14 protein-coding genes are annotated in these 15,131 nt (G+C 60.6%); 10 read left to right on the top strand and 4 right to left on the bottom strand.

What is annotated here, in order from left to right:
- Positions 1–11: 11 nt before the first annotated feature.
- From BDD14_RS15215 to BDD14_RS15205, 3 genes are all read left to right on the top strand, one after another.
- On the top strand, positions 12–959 hold the full coding sequence (locus BDD14_RS15215) for an SDR family oxidoreductase (RefSeq protein ID WP_130419548.1): 948 nt from the start codon (positions 12–14) through the stop codon (positions 957–959).
- 13 nt (positions 960–972) lie between these two features.
- The gene (locus tag BDD14_RS15210; RefSeq protein WP_130419547.1) at positions 973–2,358 is read left to right on the top strand and encodes a nucleotide sugar dehydrogenase; all 1,386 of its coding nucleotides are present in this window, start codon (positions 973–975) and stop codon (positions 2,356–2,358) included.
- A gap of 180 nt (positions 2,359–2,538) precedes the next feature.
- Positions 2,539–6,981, top strand: a complete 4,443-nt coding sequence (locus tag BDD14_RS15205; RefSeq protein ID WP_130419546.1) for a choice-of-anchor D domain-containing protein — start codon at positions 2,539–2,541, stop codon at positions 6,979–6,981.
- A 317-nt stretch (positions 6,982–7,298) separates the two neighbouring features.
- Here the strand turns inward: BDD14_RS15205 and BDD14_RS15200 are convergent, their stop codons facing one another.
- The 3 genes from BDD14_RS15200 to BDD14_RS31860 form a co-directional block, all read right to left on the bottom strand.
- Complete coding sequence (locus tag BDD14_RS15200) at positions 7,299–8,495, bottom strand: BaiN/RdsA family NAD(P)/FAD-dependent oxidoreductase (RefSeq protein ID WP_130419545.1); 1,197 nt, start codon at positions 8,493–8,495, stop codon at positions 7,299–7,301.
- 207 nt (positions 8,496–8,702) lie between these two features.
- Positions 8,703–9,497, bottom strand: coding sequence for a hypothetical protein (locus tag BDD14_RS15195; RefSeq protein ID WP_130419544.1), 795 nt, complete (start codon positions 9,495–9,497; stop codon positions 8,703–8,705).
- Positions 9,498–9,822: 325 nt separating this feature from the next.
- Positions 9,823–10,062 carry a hypothetical protein gene (locus BDD14_RS31860; RefSeq protein WP_165419822.1) on the bottom strand — a complete coding sequence of 80 codons (240 nt, stop codon included), beginning with the start codon at positions 10,060–10,062 and terminating at the stop codon, positions 9,823–9,825.
- A gap of 4 nt (positions 10,063–10,066) precedes the next feature.
- On the opposite strand from BDD14_RS31860, the gene BDD14_RS15190 reads away from it, so the two are divergent.
- The 3 genes from BDD14_RS15190 to BDD14_RS15180 are packed head-to-tail and all read left to right on the top strand — an operon-like array spanning position 10,067 to position 11,252.
- Entirely contained in the window at positions 10,067–10,369 is a 303-nt protein-coding gene (locus BDD14_RS15190; RefSeq protein ID WP_207231750.1) for an ArsR/SmtB family transcription factor, read from the top strand.
- On the top strand, positions 10,366–10,821 hold the full coding sequence (locus tag BDD14_RS15185; protein WP_130419542.1) for an SRPBCC family protein: 456 nt from the start codon (positions 10,366–10,368) through the stop codon (positions 10,819–10,821). Before BDD14_RS15190 ends, BDD14_RS15185 begins: the two co-directional genes overlap by 4 nt.
- Complete coding sequence (locus BDD14_RS15180; protein ID WP_130419541.1) at positions 10,818–11,252, top strand: DoxX family protein; 435 nt, start codon at positions 10,818–10,820, stop codon at positions 11,250–11,252. The genes BDD14_RS15185 and BDD14_RS15180 overlap by 4 nt, the downstream gene beginning before the upstream one ends.
- Before the next feature lie 118 nt (positions 11,253–11,370).
- Here the strand turns inward: BDD14_RS15180 and BDD14_RS15175 are convergent, their stop codons facing one another.
- A complete protein-coding gene (locus BDD14_RS15175) occupies positions 11,371–12,012 on the bottom strand; it encodes a TetR/AcrR family transcriptional regulator (protein WP_242617966.1) in 642 nt (213 codons plus the stop codon).
- A gap of 64 nt (positions 12,013–12,076) precedes the next feature.
- Here BDD14_RS15175 and BDD14_RS15170 point away from each other — a divergent pair, with 64 nt between their 5' ends.
- The 4 genes from BDD14_RS15170 to BDD14_RS15155 all read left to right on the top strand — a co-directional run bounded on the left by BDD14_RS15170 (position 12,077) and on the right by BDD14_RS15155 (position 14,969).
- Positions 12,077–12,961: an oxidoreductase gene (locus BDD14_RS15170; protein WP_130419540.1), complete on the top strand. Its 885-nt coding sequence runs from the start codon at positions 12,077–12,079 to the stop codon at positions 12,959–12,961.
- 166 nt (positions 12,962–13,127) lie between these two features.
- Positions 13,128–13,496 (top strand): DoxX family protein, encoded by a 369-nt coding sequence (locus BDD14_RS31855; protein ID WP_165420094.1) that lies wholly within the window; start codon positions 13,128–13,130, stop codon positions 13,494–13,496.
- A gap of 152 nt (positions 13,497–13,648) precedes the next feature.
- Positions 13,649–14,047, top strand: coding sequence for a hypothetical protein (locus BDD14_RS15160; protein ID WP_130419539.1), 399 nt, complete (start codon positions 13,649–13,651; stop codon positions 14,045–14,047).
- Positions 14,048–14,315: 268 nt separating this feature from the next.
- Complete coding sequence (locus BDD14_RS15155) at positions 14,316–14,969, top strand: hypothetical protein (protein ID WP_165420093.1); 654 nt, start codon at positions 14,316–14,318, stop codon at positions 14,967–14,969.
- The last annotated feature ends 162 nt before the right edge of the window (positions 14,970–15,131 follow it).

The raw sequence follows: 15,131 nt of genomic DNA, 5'->3' as shown, positions 1-15,131 counted from the left end.
ATTCTTAAAACTTGGCAAATTACCTTATTACCGGCGGCGCAGGTTTCATCGGTTCGCACCTCGTTCACGCGCTCTTGGAGCGTGGAGATCAGGTCAGGGTGCTCGATAACTTCGAGACCGGCCTCAGGCAAAACCTCGACCCTGTAAGCGACGGGATCGAGCTGCGCGAGGCCGATCTGGCGGATGCCGATGCTGTCCGCAGCGCCTGCGAAGGCATCGATTACATCTTCCACGAGGGTGCTTTGCCCAGCGTCCCGCGCAGCGTGAAACAGCCCCGGCCAAGCCACGAGGCGAACATCGGCGGCACCTTCAACGTGCTCGAAGGCGCTCGTCTGGCGGGCGTGAAGCGCGTGGTCTATGCGGCTTCCTCCTCTGCCTACGGCAACCAGCCCGGCTTCCCTCGCGTGGAAACCATGGCGCCGCAGCCTCTGTCGCCCTATGCGGTGCAGAAGCTGACCGGCGAGCTGTATATGCAGGCTTACTGGCGGGTCTACGGTCTTGAAACCGTTTGCCTGCGTTACTTCAATATTTTTGGCGCGCGGCAGGTCCCGGACTCCCCCTACTCCGGAGTGATGGCACGCTTCATCCTGATGATGATGCGCGGGGAAACGCCGACCATCTTCGGCGACGGCGAGCAGGGCCGGGATTTCACCCACGTGGACAACGTGGTCAGTGCCAATCTGCTGGCCGTGGAAGCTCCCGCGCATCTGGCCGCCGGGCGCGTGTTCAACATCGCATGCGGAGAGCGCCACACCCTTAACGAAACGTATGCGCTTCTAGCAACCTTACTCGGCTTTGAGCATCCACCTATACATGGCCCCGAGCGCGAAGGTGACGTTCGCGACTCACTCGCCGATATCTCCGCCGCGTTCGCCGCTCTAGGGTATGCTCCCCGAATAGGTTTCGAAGAGGGATTGCGCCGCACCGTCGCATGGTATCGCGAAGAATTTGCTGGTTAGGAAGACAGAGAGAGTGACACCACCAAACATTGCTGTATCGACGGGAGCGGGACTGGAAGAGTGGTTGGCGGCGATCGACCAGCGCACGGCGCAGGTCGGAATCATCGGGCTGGGCTATGTGGGGCTTCCCCTGGCGCTGCTCTTCAGCGAAGAACGCTTTCGCGTTACCGGCTTCGATATCGACGCCAAAAAGGTAGCCAGCCTCAACGCGGGCCGGTCGTACATTCATCGCATCGAGCCGGATCACATTCAGGCCGCACGACGCAGCGGCTTTCGCGCAACCGCGGAGTTCACGGAGATCGCCAGTATGGATGCCGTGCTCATCTGCGTTCCCACTCCGCTCAACGAAGACCACACGCCGGATATGAGCTTCGTCGTCTCGACCATCGAGGCGATCGCACCGCATCTCCGTGCGGGACAGCTGGTGGTGCTTGAAAGCACTACCTATCCCGGAACGACGGAAGAGATCATCGTCGAGACGATCAATCGCGTCGGCGGCAAAAAAGGTCTCAAGGTCCTGCGCAATCCTTCGGCCTCCGAAACAGAGAGAGAGATTGACGGCGTGATGGTGGCATTCTCGCCGGAGCGCGAGGATCCGGGCAACATCATCACTCCGCGCCGCGATATCCCGAAGGTCATCGGCGGAGTCGATGCGCGCGCAACCGCCGCCGCGTCGGCGCTCTATGGCAGCGTCTTCCGGAAGACCGTGCCCATGTCCACGCCCGCTGCGGCGGAGATGACCAAGCTGCTCGAGAACATCTATCGCTGCGTCAACATCGCGCTCGTCAACGAGCTCAAGCAGCTCTGCGGGCCCATGGGTATCGACATCTGGGAGGTCATCGAGGCCGCCGCTACCAAACCATTCGGCTTTCAGGCGTTTTACCCCGGGCCCGGCGTAGGCGGCCACTGCATTCCCGTCGATCCCTTCTACCTCAACTGGAAGGCGCGGCAGTTCGGCATCCAGGCAAAATTCATCGAGCTTGCGGGTGAAGTCAACGAGGCCATGCCCGAGTACGTCGTGCAATCGACCGCACGCGCTCTCGAACGCAACGGCACCGCTCTCAGCGGAGCCAAGGTGCTGGTGCTGGGGGTAGCCTACAAGCGCGACGTGGACGACCTGCGCGAATCGCCCTCGCTCGTCGTCATCGAGAAGCTTCGTCACGCCGGCGCACAAGTGGAGTACAACGACCCCTTTTTCCCCGAAGTAGGACGGGGACGCCACTACGACCTCAACATGCGTTCGACACCGCTTGAAGATCTCGAGCGGTTTGACTGCGTACTCATTCTCACCGACCACTCCCTCTACAACTATGGTGAAATTGTCAGCCAGGCCAGGCTGGTCGTAGATTCCAGGAATGCTACGCGGTCGATCGACTCTCCCAAGATCGTGCGCTGCTAGAACAGCGGCGGCACGAGGCGCCGCGTCTTTACAAGATCACTTCAGATGGCGGGAAAGATTAAAGTTTTCTTACCCCCTTCTGAAACTCTCCCTCTCTCTTCTTTCGCCTTCCGCGTTGACTCCATCGACGCAGCTTTGCAGCATCAGGAACAGGTGTTTGCGTTGAGCAGGTAGCACGTCATGGGGTCAGGGAAATCCATACAGCTCGAAGTGCGCCTGCGCGAAGCAGGAAGGCTCGTTCGCGCCTCTGTATGGGCAGTTCTCCTCGCTGCTCTGCCGTTCAGCATCGCGCAGACAAGGACAACCGCTGCCCCTCGCGCCACCGGTCTTGCGGCTTCATGGCAGCCGCTGGGACCGGCCCAGGTCAGCTCCGCGGCGTACGGCAAAGTCACCGGGCGGGTGACGGCGATTGCAATCGATCCGGCGGACTCGACCGGCAACACGGTTTATATCGGCACGACCGGCGGAGGCGTGTGGAAGTCGACCAATGCGGCCGGACCGGCGTCGGCGGTCACCTTTGCTCCTCTCACCGATACGCTTCCGGTCTTCAGCGGCAATGCGGGAAGCGGTGCGGTTCCGTCCCTGAGCATTGGAGCAATGAGTGCGCGGGGACCCCTGGTGTTTGCCGGAACCGGAGATCCTAACGACGCAACCGATTCGTTCTATGGCGGAGGGCTCCTGCGGTCGGCCGATGGCGGACTGACCTGGACGCTCGTGAACGGTTCGCAGGATGTTCCGAACCAGAACTATCTCTTCACCGGGCTGAGCTTTGCCGGCCTTGCCTGGAGCACCGTCTCGTCTGACACAGTGGTCGCTGCGCTCTCGGAGGCTGCCGAAGGAACCCTGACCGGCGCAGCGACACCGACCGACAGTGTGATGGGGCTTTACTACTCCACCGATGCCGGCCTCACCTGGCATATGAGCACGGTGATGGATGGCGCGCAGACGGTGCAGCGGCCGCTCGCCGCCGGAGTCATCACCAGCGGAGGCAATGCGGCCACCGCAGTGGTGTGGAATCCGGTGCGTAATCGCTTCTACGCCGCGCTGCGTTTTCACGGCTACTACGAATCGGTCGATGGGGTTACCTGGACGCGGTTGCCGCAGCAGCCCGGCCCCGGCCTCACGACAGCGGCATGCCCTACCAATTCTGATCAGGTGGGGAGTAGCAACTGTCCCATCTTCCGCGGAGCCCTGACGGTCGAGCCTTCGAGCGGCGATATGTATGGCCTCACCGTAGACCGTGGCAATCGCGACCAGGGGCTCTGGCGCGACGTATGCGCGGGCACGGGCAGCGGCTGCGCCGCGCCGGTCTCGTTTGCGCAGCAGCTCGGCGCAACCTCCCTTGAGAGAAACGATGGAAGCGCCGTCATTCCGCAGGGAGACTACAACCTTTCGCTTGCGGCTATGGCGTCCGGTACAGACACGCTTCTCTTCGCCGGCACGGTAGACCTCTACCGATGCTCGCTGGCCTCCGGCTGCGCCACGATGCGCAACACCACCAACGTGCTGAACGGCTGCGGCGCTCCGGCCAGGGTGGCTCCGGCGCAGCACGCTCTGGCGGCGCAGGCCACCTCCGGGTCTCCCTTTCTATTGGTCGGCAACGATGGCGGCCTGTGGCGCTCGATAGACGGCGTGAACCAGCAGGCGCAGCCGTGCTCCCCGGACGACGCCGTTCACTTTGAGAATCTCAACGGCGGCCTGGGCTCACTGGCTGAGGTGGAGAGCCTGGCCCAGCATCCCACCGACCCGGCAACACTGCTCGCCGGTTTGGGAGCCAATGGCACGGCCTCCACGACCGCGGCTTCGACCGCCGGAACCGGCGTATGGGCGCAGCTTGCCGCCAGCGAAGGAGGCACCGTTGCGATCGATCCGGAGAATCCGGATCTCTGGTACATCTCCACCGCCGCCGGCGTCAGCATCGGCCGCTGCGACAAAGGTGGCGGTTGCGCTGCCCCGGACTTTACCGGCCAGCCCACGATCGGGCCTTCGCAGACGGCCAGCGACAGCTCGCTGATCAACACGCCGTGGCTGCTTGACCCCGCGCTCTCCTCCAACCTGATCGTTGGAACCTGCCGCGTCTGGCGCGGTCCGGCAGCGGATGCTTCGGTCTGGCCTGGCGACAATGCGATCAGCAGGCTGCTGGCGGGTCCGCAAAGCCCCACCTGCGCGTCGGCGAATGCCATGGTGCGCTCGCTCGCGGCGGGAGGACCGGCCTTCAGCGCGGCCGAGGCGCAAAGCTCCGGGTCGCAGGTGATCTATGCCGGAATTGCCGGAAGCGCCGACGGCGGAGCAACCGCGGGCGGGCACCTCTTTGTCACCCAGGCGGCGCAGACCGGGACAAACGCCAGTGCGTGGAGCGATGTCAGCGTGTCGCCGGTGACGAACGGGGCGATTACGACCTTCAACCCGAACCACTTTGACATCTCTTCGATCGCGGTCGATCCGCACGATGCCACGGGCCGGACCGTCTATGCGACCGTGCAGGGATTTCATGTGGCCCATGTCTATCGCTCGACCGATGCAGGAGCGCACTGGACCAACATCTCCCGCAACCTGCCCGATGTTCCAGCCAACAGCGTTCTGGTCGACCCGGACGACGCCAACACGATCTATGTCGCGATGGACAGCGGGGTGTTTGCGACGACGCAGGTGACGACGTGCACGACGAGCAATTGCTGGAGCGTCTTGGGCGCGGGATTGCCGAACGCTCCGGCTATGCAGCTGAGGGCTGCTCCCGCGATGAGCACCGGAGACGGCCATACCGGCGAGCTTCGCGTTGCGACCTACGGGCGCGGTATCTGGCAGATTCCACTGCTGACCGCCGCTCTTCCCGCCCAGCCAGCGATCACACTCGATCCGTCTTCCCTCAACTTTGCGGACCAGGCCATCGGCACACCCAGCGCGGCACAGAGCGTCACGGTGACCAATACCGGCAATGCGCCGCTGACTATCAGCCGTGTGGACATCTCGCTGGCGCAGCTTCCTCTCGGTCCGCAGGCGGAGTTCTTCGAGACGGACGACTGCGTGGGCGGTTCTGTCGCTGCCGGTCAGAGCTGCACGCTTCACGTGAGCTTCGCTCCGGCAGCAACCGGAAACCGCAGCGCGACCATGACAATCTTCGGCAATGTCTCCGGCGGACAGGCGACGGTGGCGCTGAGTGGCAGGGGAACTCCGGGAGGCTCAGTCGTTCTTACACCGTTGTTCGTCAGCTTTGGCGCGGTCGACGTGAACGCGCCGAGCCAGGCGCAAAACATCACGGTCTCGAACACGTCCGGTGCCCAGGCTGCGCTGGGCACTGCTGCTGTCAGCGGCGACTTCCGCATCTCCGCGAACACCTGCGGAAGCAGCCTGAAGGCCAGCACCGGGTGCACGATCGGGGTCGTGTTTACGCCGACGATCTCGGGAGCGCGCGCGGGCAGCTTGACCATCTCCGCCGACGGAAACGCTCTGACGGCCTCGCTGAATGGAACCGGTGTTCTGCCCGCGACCGATTCCCTGGCTCCAGCGGCGCTCTCCTTTGCCGCGCAGCCGCTGGGCTCATCGAGCGCGCTCGAGCGTGTGATCCTGACGAACGCGGGCGACAAGGCACTGACGCTGATTGCGGCCAAAACGACCGGCGATTTCATCGCAGTGAACTCTTGCGGCAACTCGCTGACGGGGCACTCGACGTGCACGGTCGGCGTGATCTTTCAGCCGACGGCGCTGGGCGCAGCGACGGGAACCCTTACGGTCTCCGACCAGTACCGGTCGCAGAATGTGACGCTGAGTGGAACCGGCGTAGCTCCGCCGGGCGTTTCGCTGTCGCCGCTGTTCGGGATGAGCTTCCCGCTGACCGGCGTTGGCCTGAGCTCGGCGCCGCAGAGCGTAACTCTCACGAACAACGGCGGTCTCCCGCTTTCTATCGGGACGATTGCGGTGAATGGAGACTTCGCCATCGCGCCCGGCACAAACACCTGCACGGATCCGCTGGCCGTGGGCTCGGCCTGCACGATGCAACTGGTCTTCCAACCCACGGCGGGAGGAACGCGCAAGGGTACGCTGACAATCAGCGACAGCGCAGACAACTCACCGCAGACACTTCCGCTGACAGGTTCGGCGGTCGAGTTTGCGCTGGCGGCGAACGGGCCGCAGTCGGTGACGACCTCGAGTGGGCAGAATGCGGTGTTTCCGTTGCTCTTTACCTCGGGACCGGCGGTACAGGGCGCGACGGTAAGCCTTGCCTGCTCGGGGGCTCCGGCGAACTCTACCTGCACGATTACACCCTCGACGGTGCCGCTGGACGGCAGAGCGACGACGGTCTCGGTGACGATTCTTACGGGTGTTCCGAGTCTCTCGAGGCTGCGCCTGGAGCACCTGGAGGACCGATTCCTCTGGGCGGCGCTTCTGCTTCCTGCGGGATTCTTCACGATACGGCGGAGGCGTCTCGCCTCGACCGCCCTGCTGTGCGTGCTGCTGGTTGCGGCCGGCTGCGGCGGGGGGCGCCTGATTCCTTCCAACGGCGGGCCGGGCTCAGGCGGCGGAAGCACCAACGGGGTGACGGCTCCGGGAACCTACAACATTGTGGTGACGGGCTCGAGCGCGGGGCTTAGCCACACCGTAAGCCTTACGCTGGTGGTCCAGTAGGCATCCCCCTTACTCTTTTTAGATAAGTCTTCTATTTTGTGCTAGTTGCGCAATTTGCACAGCGCAAAATATTCATAATGCATGGGTTAACCCAAAAAATATTGATCCCTAAGGACTTATCTGAACCCTAACTTACCGAGCCGATCGAACGGGAACGAATCCAGTGGGAGGTTGTTTCTTCTCCAAAGATTGGAGAATCGGCCCATTTCGGAGTGATCTTCTTCCACTGCTTCTATTGTAGGGAAGCGAGGATATCTAATCGGCACTTTTATGAGTCTTGTTTTCTGTGATTTGGATCGATTTCGGGTTGACAGGAATTATGCGGCGCGTCCGGCGCTGGCGCCGGAGGCCCAAGCCCACTGGAAGTTGTAGCCGCCGAGCCAGCCGGTGACATCGACGACTTCTCCGATGAAATACAGGCCGGGAACCTTTCGGCTCTCCATGGTGCGGGCGTCGAGCTCGGCGGTGTCGACGCCTCCGGCGGTGACCTCGGCCTTGTCGTAGCCTTCGGAGCCGGCGGGTGTGATGCGCCAGGCGTGCAGATCGCGCTCGAACGCTTCGAGCGTGGCGTTGGTCCACCCCGAGGGTGGATAGACCGCGAGCCAGCGTTCGGCGAGGCGCGCAGGCCAGAGGGTGCGAAGGGCGGCGACGGCCGAGGCGGTGTCGCGGCGTGCGTTGCGGGCGAAGAGCGGAGAGAGGAGCTGGGCTTCGGGGGCGAGGTCGAGCTCGACGGGCTGGCCGGGTTGCCAGTACGAGGAGGCCTGCAGGATGGACGGGCCGCTGAGACCGCGATGGGTGATGAGCATCTTTTCGCGGAAGCGTACGGGGCGCTTTGTGGTGGCCACCGCGACGACCTCGGTGGAGAGGCCGGAGAGATCGCACCAGCGGTCGCGATCTTCGGGGTTGAAGACGAGGGGAACGAGCGCGGGACGGCAGGGGACGAGGGCGAGGCCGAATTGCTGGGCGAGCTGGTAGCCGAGGCTGGTGGCTCCCATTTTAGGGATGGAGAGGCCGCCGGTGGCGACGACGACGGAGCTGGCGCGAAAGGCGCCGGAGGAGGTTTCGACGGTGAAGCGCGGGCTGGCCGGTGCCGAGGGATTCGCGGACTGTGTGAGGCACTCGATCCTGGTTGCGGTGAGGATGCGGACGTTGGCGTCTTTGCACTCGCGCTCGAGCAGGGTGACGATGTCGTGCGCGGAGCGGTCGCAGAAGAGCTGGCCGAGGGTCTTCTCGTGATAGCGGATGCCGTGCTTTTCGACGAGCGCGAGGATGTCGGCGGGGGTGAAGCGGGCGAGCGCGGATTTGGCGAAGTGGGGGTTGGAGGAGAGGAAGCTCTCGGGCCGGCAGTGGAGGTTGGTGAAGTTGCAGCGGCCTCCGCCGGAGATGAGGATCTTCTTGCCGATGCGCTCGGCGTGATCGAGGACGAAGACGCTGCGTCCGCGGCGGCCTGCTTCGATGGCGCACATCAGGCCGGCCGCGCCTGCTCCTAAAACAACGACATCTACGGTTTGCACAGAGTCCTCAGGATTAAGGATATCAATGCGGGTTTGGATGAAGGGTGGAGGCGGGTGTTCTTATAAGTGGGCACTTCGACGAGTGCATTGGCGATTTGTCGTCAACTGACGCAGCGTAAAGACACCGCTATTGTTGCAGAGGTGGGTCTACCTTAGGACTTGGATGTCCCCCAGGTTTACAGCAGCCTTGAGAACGGCGAAGTGTCGTCAGGGAGTGTTGTCTGTCGTGCCACGGGTTGGCGAAGACTCGGGTGCAAGGCGCAGCTTTCTGTTAATGCTCGGCCAGTACTGGCGTAGCAGATTCCCGCCAAATCTCCATCCCAGGTCGGAAGCATAGCGGGTGAAGGTGCTGCCGACAGTGCGGTTTTCGTCGGGGTAGTAGGCATTGGCGAGCCCTTCGCCCATCAACGGGCCTATCAGGCCCGAATAATTGACTACCCTCTCTCCGGAGTCACTTCGCGTGATGAACACCCTGACAGCGGCATACTCCAAAGATTGCTTAAACGACAGATTTTTTTTCACATAAAACCGCGGGTCCTGATGCAAAGCAGACGCCAATAGAAAGGTCCCGAACATGTTGTCTGATGCGGCACGGGCCATTTCTGCCCCGAAGCGCTTCCCGTACCCTTCCGCGCCCTGGTGATACCCCGAGGGACTATCGATCGCCTGGCCGTACGCTGCGCCGATCGCCGCTGCCCCGATCGTTGACATCGCCACGCTGTTGTTTGCCGCCAGCTTGAACTTTTGCCTGTTGCTCAACGCCCCCCCGGTGGTGGCGAGGTCGGGAAATACAAGGGATTTCTCCTGCAGCAGCTTAAAAATCTCTACGCCGCCCTGTATTGGATTGGCCGTCTGTGGTGTTGTCGGTGGTTTTTGGGTTTGAGACGGCGCATCCGGCAGGGATTCAGATCGCAACTGTTGCGCGATCCCGCCAGTGCACATCAGGAAACATGGGGCGGCCGCAAGGATCAAGCGAAGCAGGATGTGTCTCCGCGTAAGCATCAGGTTCTCAGGACCGAAGATACGGAGGAGCAAGCTATTGCGGGCAGAAACGGGACGACGATATCAATTCCAATTGCTGTCCACCTGGTTGGCATGATGGCACTATATTAGATGAGCGATATTTATGGTAGGTCGTTCCGACACGACCTGACGGTTACAACGCACCTGCTCCAGCCGGATCGACCCACAACCCCCTTTGATGTTTCAGGATGTTCGCACCGGTTGCGGGTAAAGAGCACGTTCGGTTGGGGTCGATCGACTTTTCCACGTACTGAGATCGAAAAGATGCGAGATAGTACCGGACCTGCGTCGACTGCAAATCTGGTCAGTATCGTTTTTCAAGACTTTCGAAACGTGCATTGGCGATGATGCGCTCACCGAGAACCGGAGAAGGCTGGGTTATGCGAAGCTCGTCACGAATCTGTCCGTCGTGTCTCTGCCTGCTGCGCAAATCGAAGGAGTTGATATCGCGCAAGGCTGGAATCGGAAATTGTGTTGCTTTTCTCTCTTGACGAAACCATAACCATACGGTTATGGTTTCGTGTGTGAAGCCGGCCAATGCCAATCACGTGTTCCGTGCTCTTGCCGATCCGACGCGCAGGGCCATCTTCGAGGAGCTGACCCGGCAGGGCGAACAGACCGTCCACGCATTGACTCGCTATGCGGGCGTGTCCCAGCCTGCTGTCTCCAAGCACCTGACGGTGCTGAAGAGGGCAAAGCTGGTACGGCATCGCCGCGAGGGACGCGAGACTCACTATCGCGCACAGCCCGATGCGCTGGCGCCGATGGTGGCCTGGCTGCGTGACTACGGTGCATTCTGGCGCGACCGGTTTGACCAGCTTGAAGCACTTCTGGAAAGGATGGAGCCATGAGCACCATGAGCAATGCAGCAGAGAAGAGCAATCCAGCAGAGGGTACCCGTACCGTTGTTATCGAGAGGGTATTCCCGCACCCGCCAGAAAAGCTGTGGCGCGCGCTCACCGAGAGCCCGCTCGTCGCGCAGTGGCTGCTGAAAAACGACTTCGAACCCGTGGTTGGGCGGAGGTTCCAGTTCCGGTCCGAACCCATGCCGCAATGGGATGGAGTGATCGACTGCGAGGTGCTCGTCGTCGATCCCTTAAAACAGCTCTCCTATAGCTGGAGTTCTTTGGGGCTTGACTCCGTTGTGCTCTTCACGTTGACTCCAGCGGACGGCGGCACCCACGTTCGCATGGAGCAGTCCGGCTTCCGTCCCGATCAGCAGCAAGCTTATGGGGGCGCAAAATACGGCTGGCAGAAGTTCTTCGACGGTCTGGAGCGAGTGCTCGGCGGAGGTGCGGCATGAACGCCTCCACAAGCACGATGACGTCCAACAAGACAAAGGCCTCCAAGGGACTGGTCGCCGGCTTCTGGATCTCGACGGCGCTCCTGGCGCTGCAGATGGGCTTCACCGCCTACGCCCAGCTGCGGCTCCCGCAGGTGGCCGGGACCTTCGCCCACCTCGGCTTCCCCGCCTATTTCCGCATCGAGCTCTCGTGGGCCAAGCTGGCGGGCGTGGCGGCACTGCTCGTCCCCATGGTTCCGGCCCGGGGCGATTTTCTTTACCTGCTCAAGGAGTGGGCCTACGCCGGCTTCGCCATCACGCTCGTCTCGGCGCTGATCGCGCACCTCGCTGTCGGCGATGGGGTCGAGGCGTGGAGCTGGTCGGTGGGGACCGGGGTTCTCTGGGGCGTGTCATACTTCTTCTGGCGCCGAGTGCAGGCCGGCTGTTCCTGAAGTTTGGCCTTGTTGGTACTGAGAAATGGGATGAGCAGGTCTTTCGGAACGGAGAGAGACTATTCCCATGAAAAGCCCGTCGGCCACCGGAGCCGACGCTTTAGTCCACGCTGCACTTCTAAGGAATGTTCCCCACAGCTGAAGCCTCCAGGTATGCCCGGACCATCACGGTCAGCTCTTTCTCCATTGTCGCCATGGTGCCTCGCGTCACTCCCATTTCCAGCATCGCTCGGCTCACCCCTGCCATCGCGCTCAACAGAGTTGCTGCCACTATGTCAGGCTTCGTAATTGTTTTCTCACGCGCTGTCTGAAACACGGCCGTCATTGCCTTCGTCGCACGCGCATGCATTCCACGCGCAATGCGCGTGCCTTCGACGTCGTCGCTTACCGCATAGAGCGCAACACTGGCGTCGATGTTGCGAAACTTAGCCCGCACAAAGGCGGAAGTGATCGCCTCGGCCATCCTCGCAAGAGACGCTCCCTGTACGGCTTCGCACGTGATTTCCAGTTCGAGAGCTACGTGGTCCAGATGTTCCTTCAAGAGCGCCTGCAGCAGGGAACGCTTGTTCGGAAAGTACTGATACAGTGTTCCAACAGAAACACCCGCGCGCTCGGCTATACGTGTTGTTGTCAACTTCGCTTTGCCGTCTTTCAGCAAAACCTGAATAGTTGCCTGCATGATGGCTTCGACGCTCGCTGACGAACGCGCCTGAACTGGCGTCTTTCTTGGCTCGAACCGTACGGCGGCGGCTTTGCTCAAATGCGAACTCCAAACCTGAAGCTTCCTTCATCTAATCACTACGAAGTGTATAGGAGAGATGGATATGAACACGCAGAACAACCTCGGTGGCGCATTCACGTTTCCCGGAACCTCAATCACAGTTAAGCGGATGGGTTATGGGGCGATGCAAGTTGCTGGACCTCATGTTTTCGGCCCCCCGAAAGATGTCAACGCTGCTCTGGCGGTCCTTCGGGAGGCCGTCGAGAGCGGCGTAAATCACATCGACACAAGCGATTTCTATGGACCACACATAACGAACCAGATCATCAAACAAGCTCTGCACCCGTATGGAAAGGACTTGACGATCGTCACAAAGGTAGGCGCTCGCCGCGGAGACGATAGTTCGTGGATCATGGACACCTCTCCCGAGTTCCTGAGACAGTCCGTAGAGGACAATCTGCGCAATCTCAGCCTCGACGTGTTGCCGATTGTCAATCTGCGAGTCGGTGGCGTCTCTGCGCCAAGCGAAGCATCGATCACGGAGCCCCTCACGGTGCTGGCTGAGTTGCAACAGCAAGGGCTGATTCAGCACATCGGCCTCAGCAACGTGTCACAGAAGCAGTTCGATGAAGCTCGCCCAATAACGAAGATCGTGTGCGTGCAGAATTACTACAATGTCGCGCATCGAGAAGACGACGGCTTCCTGGATCGCCTCAACGCCGAGGGCGTGGCGTACGTTCCTTTCTTCCCGCTTGGTGGCTTTACGCCGCTACAGTCGTCGACCCTGGACGATGCGGCCTCTGCATTGCGCACGACACCGATGGTCGTGGCTCTGGCGTGGCTCCTGCAACGCTCATCCAACATGCTGCTGATTCCTGGCACATCCTCTGTGGCTCACCTGCGCGAGAACATCTCGGCTGCGTCGCTGCAGCTGTCCCAGGATATTTCGGACAAGCTGAACGAGATGGGCCATGTTTCCGTGATTTGAAGTGCGTGGATAAAGGGCGGTAGTCAATGACTGCCGCCCGATGTGGCTACAATCACCCCTGGAGCACGTTCGCATTTGGGGCAGGAACTGGAGCACGAGGTGATCGTGGCTAACGTGCGTGAGCTGCGAGCTATATCCCATAGCGATCACCAGAGCGATCAGGTAGATGCGGAGAAGCTGGCCCGCTACGCACATTCCCTGCCATTTCCGCATCGAGCTCTCGAGGGCCAAGCTGGCGGGCGTGGCCGCACTGCTCGTCCCCATGGTCCCCGCGCGGCTGAAGGAGTGGGCCTACGCGGGCTTCGCCATCACGCTCGTCTCGGCGCTGATAGCCACCTCGCCGTTGGCGATGGGGTCGAGGCGTCGGAGCTGGTCGGTGAGGGACCGGGGTTCTGTAGGGCGTGTCGTACCTCTTCTGGCGCCGCCTGCAGGCCACGCTGACGAGCGCCCGACCGCAGATCGTAGGAGTGCGAGGCGGCGACGACGTTGGGTAGTGGGTCATATTGAACTCCGGGACGACCAAAGTTACCTATAACCCTCTTTTGCGGGACGTTGGCCCGTAAGCCACGCATGATTCGAGGGCTCAAGCCTGAAGGTCGTTTACCCTTAACGCGACAATGATGTTGTCAACGTTCGTGTCGCCGCAGAAGCGCAAACTGATATACCGCTGGAGGGAAGTGGCAGATCATGAAGATAATCCGTCGCACCGATGGTTTGCTGATTCTTGGAGTGTTGGCAGCTCTGATTATTGGATGCGAATACTTCCCGGAGTCATCATTCACACTAGCTAGTGAATCCAGACTGCCAAGATGGAATACACCCCCGCCAGGACTAACACGCGGAGACGTTTCGCTTACGATGAGCTATTTCAGTATGCCTTGGGGCGGCAGTGCACGATTCAGATTGCAAGACAAAAATAAGGAAATAATAGAAAAGAAAAATGGCAGGGTGAGATGTGGAGGTGCTTTCCAACTAAAAAATCCCCCACAAGGATTTCCCCCTGGTTATCCGGCCTACGAAGCGATCACTGTCGATGGCATAACTGAAATCATCGAGCATAGGAAGATGGAGCCGATATTTTTATAACGGATGACCCAGCTGTTCGGAAACAGTACGCGGAGATTGGCTGCGGTTAGCACAGGTGAGGCGCGTAAGTAGCGCACGGTAGGCGACTCCTGAAAAGTCTCGTTTGAGCAAGTTCGCAACCGTGCAGCCGAGCCTGAATCGAAGTTGCCGATAACCCCGTTTTCCGCGAACTGGCCATCCGCACGGTTGCCGATCACTTCCGCTAAGCTGACTTTGCGGTATTGAACTGACTTGATCCTGCTATCTTGCTGGCTCTACGATGACACGCATGCGCTTCAATCTTCTAATTTGTTACATAGTTTGGGCCCTGACTTATGGCGCCGTGCTCCCGGCGCAGGCACCGAACAAAGAGGTTAGCAGCCCCACCATCCCAAAGAACACGAGCGCGAACCCGGAACTATTACGGTTAGTCATCGCTGATCAGTGGGATCGTGGTAACGACATGTTCGGCAAAGGGCAGGTAAGGGCCTCGTCCGATTTGGATTGGAAGGCGACAACAAAGCACGACGTTGAGCGTCACGAAGCCGTTCGCTCACTCCTGGCAGATGGGAAATTGAAAACCAAGGAAGATTTCAGCTACGCTTCGATCATTTTCCAGCATTCATCTGATCCTGCCGATCTGATGCTGGCGCATGTCCTGAGTTCGACCGCATATGGGATGGGCGGGGCTGACCGGTGGATGATGGCCGCTACGATGGACCGATACCTCCAGTCCATCAAACAGCCTCAGATCTTCGGGACTCAGTTCCGAACAAACGACGGTGGTCATACCTGGACCATGGAACCCTACAACAGGAATACTGTGACGGACGCGGAACGTGCCCTGTGGTGTGTTATCCCTCTCGAGCAGCAGGAAAAGGTCCTTCAGCAATATCAGAAAGGGAATCCTAGAAGCTCTACGGAAATCGAGGGTTGTAAGTGATTCATGGAGGCTCGTCTCAGTAACGAGAAACGCTCCTCTGTTTACTGATCTCTTTTTGCGCTGGCTCCCGGGAACCAAGTCCGGTTTTCGGCAACTTCAGTTATTCACTCCGAGCTGACCCACTACTCGACGTTGGCGGAAGTGCAGATTACGTTGAGCGCA

It is taken from the genome of Edaphobacter modestus (assembly GCF_004217555.1).
In the GTDB taxonomy this organism is placed as follows: Bacteria; Acidobacteriota; Terriglobia; order Terriglobales; family Acidobacteriaceae; genus Edaphobacter; species Edaphobacter modestus.
The sequence above is the reverse complement of the archived record's forward strand: the minus strand, read 5'-3'. Positions and strand labels throughout refer to the sequence as shown.

Bases quoted from the DNA above. Each gene is read 5' to 3' on its own strand.
- BDD14_RS15205 (WP_130419546.1), top strand. From the start codon at position 2,539: ATGGGGTCAGGGAAATCCATACAGCTCGAAGTGCGCCTGCGCGAAGCA.
- BDD14_RS15195 (WP_130419544.1), bottom strand. From the start codon at position 9,497: ATGCTTACGCGGAGACACATCCTGCTTCGCTTGATCCTTGCGGCCGCC.
- BDD14_RS15185 (WP_130419542.1), top strand. From the start codon at position 10,366: ATGAGCACCATGAGCAATGCAGCAGAGAAGAGCAATCCAGCAGAGGGT.
- BDD14_RS15180 (WP_130419541.1), top strand. From the start codon at position 10,818: ATGAACGCCTCCACAAGCACGATGACGTCCAACAAGACAAAGGCCTCC.
- BDD14_RS15170 (WP_130419540.1), top strand. From the start codon at position 12,077: ATGAACACGCAGAACAACCTCGGTGGCGCATTCACGTTTCCCGGAACC.
- BDD14_RS31855 (WP_165420094.1), top strand. From the start codon at position 13,128: ATGCGGAGAAGCTGGCCCGCTACGCACATTCCCTGCCATTTCCGCATC.
- BDD14_RS15160 (WP_130419539.1), top strand. From the start codon at position 13,649: ATGAAGATAATCCGTCGCACCGATGGTTTGCTGATTCTTGGAGTGTTG.
- BDD14_RS15155 (WP_165420093.1), top strand. From the start codon at position 14,316: ATGCGCTTCAATCTTCTAATTTGTTACATAGTTTGGGCCCTGACTTAT.